Source organism: Desulfosporosinus hippei DSM 8344 (assembly GCF_900100785.1).
Taxonomy (GTDB): Bacteria; Bacillota; Desulfitobacteriia; order Desulfitobacteriales; family Desulfitobacteriaceae; genus Desulfosporosinus; species Desulfosporosinus hippei.
This window is the reverse complement of sequence record NZ_FNCP01000010.1, coordinates 70,373-83,127: the sequence shown is the minus strand read 5'-3', so window position 1 is coordinate 83,127 and position 12,755 is coordinate 70,373. Positions and strand designations below refer to the sequence as shown.

Sequence of the window (12,755 nt, the reverse complement as noted above, 5' to 3'; positions counted from 1 at the left end):
CAGTTTTTAAAGGAGAAAATACCGCATGAAAAAGAAACTGCGTACTATATTCGTCTGGGCCTTGGTTTCACTTATATTGCAATTTGGCGCGTATTCCTATTTAGAAAATAAAGTGGCCCAAGTCGTCAAGCCTAATGAAGTCAGTCCTCCAATCACTAAAGAACTGCAAGCAACAATACCCGGTACAGAGTTTGAAAATATTCAAGTATCTTATGCGAAGGACTATTTAGCTTATACTGAAAACGGTACCCTTAAGATTTTTAATCTGAAAAAAGAAAAGATTGTCTTCGAAAAAAAGACTAATGATAAATCCCTGGGTGTTTTATCCTATCAATGGTTGCCAGACCGTGATACCTTGCTTTACTTTTACGCCAAGAAGAATCCTAATCCGGTAACCTACGTAACTGTACCGATTAAACCGACAACACCAACAGTTGACCCTAAAAATGATCAAAAAACCGATGTTAAGACCGATCCAAAAGTAGAAGATCCTAATCAGAAACCTGCAAAAACCGTTGATAAGGTTGAACAAAAGGAGACTCCTGTCCAGACGAAAACTGAAGTTCGGTATAATAACCCTCAGATAACTGAATTATATACCCTTGAGCTACCTGGTGCAGATGAGGATACTGAACCAGACGACCGGTTTAATCAAACCATTAACGAATTCCCAGCCGGTGGAAAAATTGATGAATTAGTCTTCTCAACCTCTACTAATCTGATATACCTCACGGTTAAAGATGGCTCTAAAGAACTGCTGATGGAAATTGACGTCATGAAAAATGTCCGTACTTTAAATCGAACAGGTGAGATTGTCGATGGCATGGCCGCCTCTGATAGGTATGGAACACTTTATATCAACAGTAAGATTGGCGGAACGAAACAAGTTGTCTCTTTAGGAGTTGGTAACCGACATGTCATTTCTAAGAATGCTAATGACAAGGTTTTAGGAATACGAGATGGCAAAATATATATTGGTGAAGTCATAAACAATGAACTGGTTAAAGTAAAAACAACTGAGGATCGTTCAGAGATAAGTGATAACCCATCCCTTAAAACCGAATGGGAGGGCTCAATACCACTTAGTAATGTCAGCATCCTTATCGGTTCTCAAGGGCAAGTCGTGATTTACAACCAACAAACTGCTTATATTATTAAATCAGGAGAACTGAATGAGATCTCATTGAACGGTGATGAGAATTATATCTCTGATGATGGGGCGGAGCTTATAGAACTAAAAAAATCAGGGACTTCCACCCTTGTTGAGCTGCAAGCATTAAATTCAAAGTAAATGTGTAATTGTAACAAATTCCTTAAAAATCTTTTAGAGTACAATCAGGTAAATAAGTCAGGAACCACAAAAAGAACACCTTATGGTGTTCTTTTTGTGGTTATGTTTAAAGATCTAGGGAGCTTCAGTGGGAAGGCTTTGAGCCCCCTTTAGTTGAGTTTCAAGACTATCCAATAGTGCTCGGATTTGATTCATTTGCTCAATTATTGAGGTTACGTTTAGTGAATTTGGGTCGACTTGAATTTCGTTTTCATTTGACTTGCCTGGAAGTGCGGTACTTTGACCAAGGGTAGTGGGTTGTGGTGCTCCATCCCCAAATAATTGAGTTAAAGCTGACCCTAAATTCTCGGTCATGACTAGCTTATCCTGATAGGCGAGAATCACTCGTTTCATTTCTGGGATACTACCACCCTTATCGGACTGAAGATATATGGGTTCAACATACAAGAAGTTACCTCCGATTGGTAGAGCTAAGAGATTACCCCGTATTACGCTTGACCCTTTTTGATCCCAAAGAGATAGCTGTTCAGAGATAGTTGGATCTTGATCGATACGGGATTCAATTTGCAAGGGCCCATCTATTTCGATATTCTTCGGCATCTTATAGAGTATGAGTTCACCATAGTGTTCTCCATCCATCCTGGCAGCCATCCAGGCCACCATATTATTACGCGTATTAGTGGGACTGGAAGCAGGCGTAAAGGGCAGCATGAGCACAAATTCAGGTTTGTTTTCTCCGGGAATTTTCATGATGGTGTAATAGGGTTCCACATTTTGGGGAGTTGCCTCGAAGAGTTCTTTAGCTATATCCCAAGAGTCTTCTTTATTATAGAACACAGAGGAGTTAGTCATATGAAAGTTTTTAAGCATATTACTTTGAACACTAAAAAGTGTTTCTGGGTAGCGCAGGTGGGCTTTTAAGCTAGCAGGCATACTTTCCAGGTCTTTAAAAACCCCAGGGAATATCTTCATATAGGTCATTAAAATTGGATCTGAGGGATCGGCAGCATAAAAATCAACAGTTCCGTCATAGGCATCGATAATAACTTTAACTGAGTTGCGGATATAGTTAAAATCTTCATTGGAATATAAATGTGAATAGGGCAGAGAATTAGAAGTTGTGTAGGCATCAATGATCCACTTTATCCGACCGGCATTTATAACCATATAAGGATCGCTGTCATAGGTTAAGAATGGAGCTAATTTTTGAACCCGTTCATCTATATTACGATAAACTAGCATTTTACTTTCTGAAGTTACTTCACTAGCGAGGTAAAAGCGCGGGGTTCCGTGCCGGAGTGATACCATGAGTTTATTGAGTGGGGTTAAAGGAATTCCGGTCTTTCCCTGGTAGGAATTTTCCGCATTGGAATTACCTAGGGGATAATCAAACTCTTTGTTAGAAGTATTTGCAACTACCCAGTCCTTCGTCAATTCACCATAATATATTCTGGGCTCAGTCATTTTGAAGGTTTCAAACTCACTGATTGGGGGGACGTCTTTAATAGCAAATGAAGAGAGCCCTTCAGAAGTGACAGCATTGGCGAAAGAAGCAGAAGCCCCAAAACCATGAGTATATTTAAAACGCATGTTGACAAAGGTTTTAGCCTTAGAATCTAAGTCGGGGGTAGAAATTTCTCTTGGACCGATCATAACTTGTCGAGATTCCCCATTAATGAGATAACGATCTATGTCTATATCATTAAATTTGTAATACAGTCTTATGCCTTGCTTTTGATTGTAGGTTTGCAACATAGGCCGAGCGTCATTAAGCCTGATATTGTTAAGAGTTCCTTGATCCGCCTTCAGTGCTTCGATTGTTATGGGAGTATTACCAGGGTATTCAACTTCCTTCACGTTGTTTAACTGATAGCCATAGCGAGTCATCTCGATCTCATGTTGAATATAAGGTTGTTCCTTAGTTAACTCATTAGGCAGAACAACAAAGGATTGAACCATGGTTGGGATAATGTTATACATTACAATACCGACGACAAAAATCCCGATGACTGGCATCGTTAATAAACGTGTGTCTTTAAATGCAAAAGAGATAAAAGCAAAGATCGATCCCAAAATACTTAAAATAATTAAAACTCTAAGTGCCGGTAGCGTTATATTTAAGTCTGTAAAACCTGCTCCAACAATGTGACCGTGTGATGAATAGAGTAATTTGAAGATGTCTAAAAAGTAGCCATAAGCCTTGAGGGCCAATAATATGCCAACCAAAAAAGCTAAGTGCTTACGGCAGGAAGCGCCCATAGTTACTGCACCATTTTGCCAAAGTTTTCTAGAGTTAAAGCGAATAACTCCTGTAACAATATAGAAAATTGATGTAAATAAGGTTAGTAAAAATAAGGGGCCAAAAAATGCATCAAAAATAGTATTTAATAAGGGAAGTCTGAAAAAGTAAAATGATAAATCCTTCCCAAAAATCGGGTCAGCCTGACTAAACTGAGTTGCATGAGTAAAAGATAATATATCTAACCAGCCAGTAAACCCTGCTACAAAACTAATACCAAAACTGATGACTCCAGAGATAACAAGTAACCAGACAGTGACTCTACGTTGGCTTAAGCTAAAAACAGGGCGGTTCATATCCTGTACCAATCTCAAACGAAGTCGTAATCTTTCATTAACAAATGTCACAATAGCATGTCTAATGGAAAGGAGGGTGCCGGCAATAAAAAGGAAAAGTATCGTTCCATTCACTGCTTGAAATAGTATTTTACTTAGTAATGGAGTCCAAAATAATTGAGAGTACCCTAAGCTTGTAAACCAAGCCCAATCTTCATATAAGCCACTTGATGCGGTTAAAATTGTCACCAAAATCATGAAGCCGATAATAATTTTAATAAATCGATTCAATAGTATTCCCCCTTAAATTGCCTAAGACCTAACCGAACGATTATGTATGTTTAATCATAATATTATATTCTTCCCAATTAATGAAAATCCCTTCATATATTTTGTTATATACAAGGGCAAATTCTTTTTAAATCTGGATAAACTATGATATACTAACAACAGATTAATACCCTAAAGGGGTATTAAAGCTAGTAATTAAGAGGAGTTGAAAGTCATGTATGACGTTATTATTGTGGGAGCAGGTCCTGCTGGTTTGACAGCTGGAATTTATGCAGCACGTGGAGGATTAAAAGCAGCCATCATAGAGTTAGCAATGCCTGGTGGGCAGGCTGCTTCTACAGAGAATATAGAAAACTACCCGGGGTTTCCAGACGGAGTCAACGGGTATGAACTTATGAATCTGTTTCATAAACAAGCTATTGCTTTCGGTGTAGAATTTATTTTTGAAGAAGTTCAAACGTTAGAGCTCAACGGAGCTATAAAAAAAGTTCAAACCTATGATCGTATTCTTGAGGCGCGTTCTATCATTATTGCTGCAGGATCCAAGCCTAGATTATTAGGGGTTCCGGGTGAAGATCGTTTTAGGGGGAGTGGAGTTTCTTACTGTGCTACATGTGACGGTGCTTTTTTTAAAGGCAAGAAGGTGGTTGTAGTAGGCGGAGGGGATGCTGCCATTGAGGAAGGTTCTTACCTGACGAAATTTGCAGATGAAGTAACGATTGTCCATAGACGAGATGGTTTTAGGGCTTCTCAAATCGCCATGAATCGCGCCAAAGAGAATCCCAAAATCCGTTTCGAACTGAATGCAGTTATTGAGGAAATCCTGGGGTCTAACCATGTTGAAGGGGTACGTATACTTAACGTACAAAGTAAGGAGACTAAGGACATCCCTGCTGACGGAGTTTTTATTTATGTTGGAACTGATCCTAACGCCCAATTTATCGGTGAAGAAATTGAAACTGATGATCGTGGCTATATTCTAACGGATTCACTTTTGCAAACCAACATAAAAGGAGTATATGCTGCTGGAGATATTCGGAATACGCCTCTCCGTCAAGTAGCCACTGCAGTTGGTGATGGGGCCTTAGCAGCAGTAGAAGTTGAAAAATATTTGGAAGATTCAAAGTAAATAAACACATACTACTGAATATTCACATAAGTTTGAATATAATTCCATAAAAATGAATGAATATATTTACTGACATATGTTAATATTGTAATATTCCTATTTGTATAATAAAATATAGAAAATAGTAGTCAATTTAGAATATTTCTTTCAAAAACTATGTAATGTTGTTTACAAAGGAGGGAATTATAGTGAACTTTGTAGTCTGCCTTAAACAAGTTCCCGATACATCCGAAGTCCGCATTGACCCGGCGACGAATACCCTCATGAGAGAGGGTGTACCATCCATTATCAACCCATATGATGCCCATGGCTTAGAAGAAGCAATTCGTCTTAAGGAAAAAGTCGGAGGGAAGGTAACTATAGTAAGTATGGGTCCTCCCCAAGCCAAGGATGCCTTGAAAAAAGCGATGACTTATGGTGCTGATCGAGCAATTCTGCTTAGTGATCGTGCTTTTGGAGGCTCTGATTCCCTGGCTACAGCATATATTCTTTCAATGGCCCTGCAAAAGATCCATGAGACTGAACCAATTGACGTAGTTTTCGCCGGCAAAGAAGCAATAGATGGAGATACAGCTCAAACTGGCCCCGGTATTGCGCAACGACTGGGATTTCCTCAGTTGACCTATGTAATTAAGGTTAGAGAGCTTACTGAAACTACAATTACAGTAGAACGCAAGACAGAAAGCGGGCGTCAGGTTGTTCAAGCCCAGTTGCCTGCCTTGTTGACAGTTGAGAAAGAACTTAATGATTTGCGTTATGCCACTCTGCCTAATATGATGAACGCTGCTACTTATGAGCCTGAGGTATGGGATGTAAACTCTCTACCCTTTGATACTAAGCAAATGGGTCTTAAAGGATCTCCTACTAGTGTTTCTAGAATTTTCGCACCACCTGGCCGCAGTGGCGGAGAAATAATGGATGCTATGAATGATCCCTCAGGTGTCGCCGCAACGGTGGTTCAAAAAATATTCCAACAGAACATAATCATGGTTAGTCCCCTAGCGAAGGGAGGGAAACGCTAATGACCGTCGCTGTTGACAAAACAAAGTGTATCGGGTGCGGGGCTTGTGTCGTGGAATGCCCGGTAGAAGCTCTGGATCTAATTGATGGCTTAGCCGTTGTAGATCCTAAGAAATGTGAAGACCATGGAAAATGTGCTTTAGTATGCCCGACTAATGCCCTGGCAGTCGTTAAGAAACCTTCCAAACCCTCCGATGAACTTAATGAGGAGGCTGGGTCTAAGTTTAACCTCAAAGATCCATTGCCTGAATCCGTTAAGGATTATGCTCAAGATAACAATAATAAAACAATTAGGTCTCAAGTAACTCCTGTGGCCGGTGGAGATGTCTGGAGCGGTGTCTGGGTAATCATTGAGTATACAAACGGTAAGGTTGCACCAGTTTCCTGGGAATTGCTTGGTGAGGGCCGAAAACTTGCCGATGCCATTGGATGTGGCTTGAGTGGAGTGATAACTGGGTATCAGGTTGAGAATGTCATACCCGAAGCCTTTGCTTACGGTGCTGAAAAGGTGTATGTCATCGATCACCCTATTCTAAAGGATTATCGATCAGAACCATATGCCGAGGCGATTACCGGGCTCGTAAAGAAATATCAACCTGAGATTATCTTGATGGGTGCAACTTCGATGGGGCGAGATGTATTCCCGGCAATTGCTACCAAACTGCAAACAGGCTTAACGGCCGATTGTACGGTACTGGGCATTGATCCGGAGACAAAGTTGTTACAACAAACTCGACCAGCCTTTGGTGGAAATATTATGGCAACCATTCTTTGTCGAACGAGCCGTCCTCAAATGGCGACAGTTCGTCCTCGAGTAATGGCAATGCCCGAACGAGTGGATGGACGTGTGGGAGAACTAATTCAAGAAGAATTTACGCTCGAAGAAGAAAACTTCCGCACTAAGATCTTGGAGTTTATAAGCAGTGATGCTAGGAGCGCATTTTTAGATAAAGCTGAAATTATCGTAGCAGTAGGCTTAGGGATTGCAGCCAAAAGGAATATGGTTATAGCTGAGGAATTAGCAGAAGTATTAGGGGGCACCATAGCTGGGACCCGTGGAGCTGTAGAAGCAGGCTGGCTGACACATGATCAGCAAGTGGGGCAATCCGGAGTAACGGTTCGTCCTAAAGTATATATTGCGATAGGAATATCCGGAGCAATCCAACATTTAGTTGGAATGGAGACATCGGACTTTATCATTGCCATCAATAACGATCCGGAAGCTGCAATATTAAAGGTTGCTAATTACGGTATCGTTGGAGATCTATTTCAAGTAGTTCCTGCACTGACTGCAGAGTTTAAGAAACGCCTTCAGCATGGCGTGGCAAATTAAGGAGGGGCAAACATGGAAAACTTTGATGTAATCGTCATCGGCGGTGGTCCTGCTGGCCTATCTGCTGCGCTCAGTGCTGCACGTGCCGGGATGAAAACCGTAGTTATCGAACGCGGTGATTATCCGGGAACCAAGAATGTCATGGGCGGGATCCTCTATACAAAGGCTACCGATATGGTTGTACCTGAATTCTGGAAGGACGCTCCCCTAGAACGCCCCATAATTGAACAACGTATTGCCATGTTAAGTGGCGACGAATCTATCTTGGCTGGTTACCGTGATCCTGCCTGGGGGAAAGAGCCCTACAATGCCCATTCAGTCTTTAGGGTGAAGTTTGATCGTTGGCTGGCTCAGCAAGCAGAAAAAGCCGGCGTTATGATCATTACTGAAACACTGGTGGAAAATCTCTTATATAAAGGCGACCAGGTTGTCGGAGTTCGAACAGGACGTGCTGAAGGAGATTTAGGTGCGAAGGTAGTCATTCTGGCTGAAGGGGTTAATAACTTCATAGCGGTTAAAGCCGGATTAGCCAAACCACTTAAACCTGAGGTAGTCGCAGTCACGGTCAAAGAGGTTATTGCTTTACCTAAAGAAAAGATCGAAGACCGTTTCTGTCTTGAGGAAGGCCAGGGGGCTACTATTGAATTGTATGGAGATTCAACGGCGGGAATGATGGGCGTAGGTTTTATCTATACCAATAAGGATTCGATTTCAATCGGCGTTGGAACCATTCTTCAACAGCTAATTCGTAATAATTGGACCCCCAATGATTTATTAGAGAACATGAAAGCCAAACCTTATGTAAAACGCCTTCTTCAAGGCGGTGAAACCAAGGAATATCTGTCTCACTTAATCCCAGAAGGTGGATATACCCACGTACCGAAACTTCATCGCCAAGGGGTTATGGTCGTCGGAGACACGGCAATGCTCATGAATTCCCTGAATCGCGAGGGTTCAAACTTGGCTATGATATCGGGTAAAATAGCTGGGGAAGTTGCAGCTCAGGCAATACGAGCCGGAGACGTGAGCGATCATGCGATGGGTGTATACGAAACCCGCCTGCGGGATTCCTTTGTTCTTAAAGACCTCCATCACTATCGTCATATGGGCAAATTCTTTGAAGAAAATACCCATCTCTTAAAAATATATCCCAAGTTGTTCTCTAAAGCTGCCAAAATGTATTTGACAGCTGACGGGACCCCTAAGAAAGAACGTCAAAAAGAAATTATCAAAATGGCCTTCGAACACCGTTCTAAAGGCGGTTTACTTAAGGATATCTATGGAGCATGGAGGGCGCTCTTATGAAATTAGATGATAAACTTTATTTAGTAAGGTTTAACACAGATAAACTAAACCACATTAAGATAGCTAACCCAAGTGTTTGCTTGCAGCAGTGCCAAGATAAACCCTGTACACGTTTTTGCCCAGCCCATGTCTACGATTGGGATGAAGAAGAAAAACGTATTGCTGTGGGTTATGAAGGCTGCCTGGAGTGTGGAACCTGCCTAATCGGGTGTCCCTTTGGCAATATTGACTGGAAGTATCCAAGAGGCGGATTCGGAGTTTCTTGGAAAAATGGCTGATTAATTACTGAAAATGTCTGAAAACGTAATTTTTTGAAAGAGCAGAGGGGGTTCGTAACCTTCTTTGCTCTTTCTTATGAACAAAGTTTCTTTGACAGTCATTTCTACAATAGGTAGAATATAAACGAAGGAAGGGATAAGACCTAAATGGATAGAACACTACAAGAAGCACTTAATAAAGAAAGTGCGCTCATTAATAAATTAAAATCCTTAAACACTGTTTTGGTTGCCTTTTCCGGTGGAGTAGATTCAACCTATCTTTTGGCCGTCGCCCAAGAAACCTTAGGTCAAAACTGCCAAGGAGTTCTTGCACGAGGAGCGATGGTTTCTAGTCAAGAAGAAATAGAAGCACTTTCTTTAGCTGAGAGGTATAAATATCCTGTACAAGTGATTGACTTTGATGTGTTAAACATTAAAGAGTTTCGGGATAACCCGCCTAATCGCTGCTATTTCTGCAAAAAGAAACTATTTGAGACTTTTCTAAAATGGAGTAAGCGAAAGGATACGGTAGTCATTGAAGGGACAAATGCCTCTGATGCTCTGGATTATCGCCCAGGGAGGCTAGCTCTTCAAGAACTGGGAATTGTTAGTCCGCTTTTTGAAGTGGGATTAACAAAACCTGAAATCCGAATTCTATCAGAACTTCGTAATTTGCCTACTTGGAATAAGCCTGCCATGGCTTGTCTCGCGTCCAGAGTTCCTTATGGAGATCCAATTACCAGAGAATTACTGGAAGGTATTGCCCGTGCAGAAGCTGTCCTTAAGCAAAATGGATACCTGGAATGTCGGGTCAGAGTTCACGGCAATCTGGCTCGCATCGAAATTCCCAGTCAAGAATTTGAAAGATTTATCCTGGAAGCTACAGAAATCACAGCCCGTTTATCCGAACTGGGTTTTCGCTTTGTTACATTAGATTTAATGGGACTACGTTCGGGAAGTCTCAATCCCATTTAACTGGAGGACTACTTATGAATGAAGAAACCCTTAAAGCCCTGCTTGACTCAGTACATCAGGGAACCTGTTCCCCAGATAATGCCTTTCAGCAATTAAAGGATTTGCCTTATGAAAACTTGGACTTTGCCAGATTGGATCATCATCGAGGACTGCGGACAGGGCAATCAGAAGTGATTTTCTGCCAGGGGAAGCAACCCGAACACATCATCAAAATCTTAAGACACCTGGGCGACAAAGAACTTAATGTATTGGCAACCAGACTTGATATACCCACTGCCGAAATAGTCTTGCCTCATTTTCCGGATGCTTTGTATGATCGACAAGCCCGCTGTCTTCTGCTCAGACCACTTGCAGAACCAACCGTTCTCGGTAAGATTCTCATTATGACGGCCGGAACTGCGGATTTAGCTGTAGCTCAAGAAGCATTGCTGACGGCTCGTTTTATGGGGCATGAAGTTGACACCTTGTTTGACGTGGGAGTTGCAGGTATACATCGGTTGTTAGGGCAGAAAGAACTTATGGATAGAGCAGAGGTTATTATCGTTGTTGCCGGAATGGAAGGGGCCTTAGCCAGTGTTGTTGGAGGTCTAGTCGAACAGCCGGTTATTGCGGTACCAACCAGCGTTGGCTATGGTGCGCATTTTCAAGGCCTTGCGCCACTACTCAGTATGCTGAACAGTTGTGCTTCAGGAGTTGGAGTAGTTAACATCGACAATGGATTTGGGGCTGCCTCTTTAGCTTCTGCAATAGTACGACGCATAATGAGAGCTGGGAAGAAAGGGGATCTAACTTGAAAATACTATACTGGGATGCCTTTGCAGGCATAAGTGGCGATATGGCCTTAGGGTCTTTAATAGCCTTAGGTGCTGATCCGGAAATCATCGTTAAGCAGCTTCATTCAATTGGCTTAACAGAATTTGTATTGGAAGTGAAGGAGCGCCAAGTTCACGGCATTCAAGCGACAGATATCAATGTTGTACTTCAACCCCATGAGTTGGGGTGCCCCAATCGAGATCATCATAGCCATTCCCACCGCCACCTGCCGGATATTCAAACTATGATTCTTAGTGGGGATTTATCTGAACGGTCTAAGAATACTGCCCTTAAAGTCTTTAATGCTTTGGCCGAAGCTGAAGCCTGTGTTCATGGAACGACGATTGATAAGGTTCATTTCCACGAGGTTGGGGCGGTTGATTCCCTGGTCGACATAGTAGGGACCTGTATTGCTCTGGATCAGTTAAACATAGATTCTATCCTTGTATCGACCTTGCCCTGGTCACATGGTTTTGTAAAATGTGCTCATGGAACGTTACCTTTGCCCGCACCCGCTTCCCTAATGCTTTTAAAAGGTTATAAATTCCGAGAATCTGGAATTACCGGCGAATTGATTACTCCGACAGGGGCAGCACTGATCCGTGCTTTAGCAAAACAATCTACTTTTCCGGAAATGGCTTTGCTTAATGTGGGATATGGTTCCGGAAAAAATGATTACGGCATACCTAGTCTGCTGAGAGCAGTTTTGGGAGAAAATTGAAAAGAGGTGAGATATGTTCTCTCAAATTTTTAATACTCTTCAACAATCAGGCTGGAAAATCGTCCCATTAGAGGGCAATTGGGTATCTGCTACTCATGAGTCCGTTAATAGGGGACTGATTTTTGGTAATCTTAGTGAACTTCCTCAAGACTTTAAGCCGATCTTACAAAGCAGTGATTTATCACAATGGGATGTAATTGTTTTTTGTCCTAAGGGAATAGATTCATCTGATTTGAAAAATCATCATTTTGCGGGTCTTCAGCTATGGTATTGGGATACTCAGACAGGCAACCTCTTTCCGTTCCCACCAACGAATGATACCTTGATTCCCAACTGGTTGCGACAGGTGGCCAGTGGAAAGGATGCTCTATCTGGGTTTGCCAAACCTAATGTTGAGAACTTTAAACCATTTTTAACTTACGTTCTTTTCGGTATTAACATACTTGTCTTTATCCTAATGACTTTAGCAGGGGGATCAGAAAATCAATCTGTCCTGATTGCCTTTGGAGCTAAAGTTAACCCGTTAATTCAGGCAGGCGAACTATGGCGTTTTCTGACAAGTGTTTTTATCCATATTGGTTTTTTACATCTTCTCTTTAACCTCTATGCACTTTGGTCTTTAGGCCCCATCTGTGAAAGAAATTTTGGGCATTGGCGATTTTTGGTCATTTATATTATGAGTGGTCTGGGGGGATCCATTGCCAGCTATTTCTTTTCAACGGCCTTATCTGCAGGAGCTTCGGGGGCAATTTTTGGGTTATTAGGAGCCCTTTTGTATTATAGTCTAAAAAGACCATCCCTCTGGAAATCCGGGTTAGGAATGAATTTAGTCATAGTTATAATTATCAATTTCGGATTTGGGCTTACTCAACCGGGGATTGATAATTACGCCCACCTGGGAGGTCTGATTATTGGCTTTCTAACGACGATGCTCCTATCGAAAATAAGTGTAAATTAACTCTGTGCAACGGGCTAATTGTTCCAGTGTTTCAAAAAAATACCTCTATAGTGGTGTGTATTATTCTCTTTTCAAGGGACAAAATAGA

At 41.7% G+C, this 12,755-nt stretch carries 11 protein-coding genes; 10 read left to right on the top strand and 1 reads right to left on the bottom strand.

The genetic code is table 11. From position 1 onward, the window contains the following. Window positions 1-25 precede the first annotated feature (25 nt). Entirely contained in the window at window positions 26-1,291 is a 1,266-nt protein-coding gene (locus BLS16_RS10485) for a hypothetical protein (RefSeq protein WP_092333018.1), read from the top strand. 114 nt (window positions 1,292-1,405) lie between these two features. Here the strand turns inward: BLS16_RS10485 and BLS16_RS10480 are convergent, their stop codons facing one another. Then, the gene (locus BLS16_RS10480) at window positions 1,406-4,156 is read right to left on the bottom strand and encodes a UPF0182 family membrane protein (protein WP_092333016.1); all 2,751 of its coding nucleotides are present in this window, start codon (window positions 4,154-4,156) and stop codon (window positions 1,406-1,408) included. Window positions 4,157-4,370: 214 nt separating this feature from the next. On the opposite strand from BLS16_RS10480, the gene trxB reads away from it, so the two are divergent. From trxB to BLS16_RS10435, 9 genes are all read left to right on the top strand, one after another. Further along, complete coding sequence (trxB, locus tag BLS16_RS10475; protein ID WP_092333014.1) at window positions 4,371-5,285, top strand: thioredoxin-disulfide reductase; 915 nt, start codon at window positions 4,371-4,373, stop codon at window positions 5,283-5,285. Between the two features lie 188 nt (window positions 5,286-5,473). Then, on the top strand, window positions 5,474-6,307 hold the full coding sequence (locus BLS16_RS10470; protein WP_092333012.1) for an electron transfer flavoprotein subunit beta/FixA family protein: 834 nt from the start codon (window positions 5,474-5,476) through the stop codon (window positions 6,305-6,307). Continuing rightward, window positions 6,307-7,638, top strand: a complete 1,332-nt coding sequence (locus tag BLS16_RS10465; RefSeq protein WP_092333010.1) for an FAD-binding protein — start codon at window positions 6,307-6,309, stop codon at window positions 7,636-7,638. Before BLS16_RS10470 ends, BLS16_RS10465 begins: the two co-directional genes overlap by 1 nt. Window positions 7,639-7,650: 12 nt before the next feature. Beyond that, on the top strand, window positions 7,651-8,943 hold the full coding sequence (locus BLS16_RS10460) for an FAD-dependent oxidoreductase (RefSeq protein ID WP_034599114.1): 1,293 nt from the start codon (window positions 7,651-7,653) through the stop codon (window positions 8,941-8,943). After that, a complete protein-coding gene (locus BLS16_RS10455; RefSeq protein WP_034599116.1) occupies window positions 8,940-9,221 on the top strand; it encodes a ferredoxin family protein in 282 nt (93 codons plus the stop codon). The genes BLS16_RS10460 and BLS16_RS10455 overlap by 4 nt, the downstream gene beginning before the upstream one ends. Window positions 9,222-9,368: 147 nt before the next feature. Beyond that, window positions 9,369-10,175, top strand: coding sequence for an ATP-dependent sacrificial sulfur transferase LarE (larE, locus tag BLS16_RS10450; RefSeq protein ID WP_092333008.1), 807 nt, complete (start codon window positions 9,369-9,371; stop codon window positions 10,173-10,175). A gap of 14 nt (window positions 10,176-10,189) precedes the next feature. Next, window positions 10,190-10,969, top strand: a complete 780-nt coding sequence (gene larB / locus BLS16_RS10445; protein WP_092333006.1) for a nickel pincer cofactor biosynthesis protein LarB — start codon at window positions 10,190-10,192, stop codon at window positions 10,967-10,969. Next, on the top strand, window positions 10,966-11,709 hold the full coding sequence (gene larC, locus BLS16_RS10440) for a nickel pincer cofactor biosynthesis protein LarC (RefSeq protein ID WP_092333004.1): 744 nt from the start codon (window positions 10,966-10,968) through the stop codon (window positions 11,707-11,709). The genes larB and larC overlap by 4 nt, the downstream gene beginning before the upstream one ends. A 13-nt stretch (window positions 11,710-11,722) precedes the next feature. Further along, a complete protein-coding gene (locus BLS16_RS10435; RefSeq protein WP_092333002.1) occupies window positions 11,723-12,667 on the top strand; it encodes a rhomboid family intramembrane serine protease in 945 nt (314 codons plus the stop codon). Window positions 12,668-12,755: the final 88 nt, after the last annotated feature.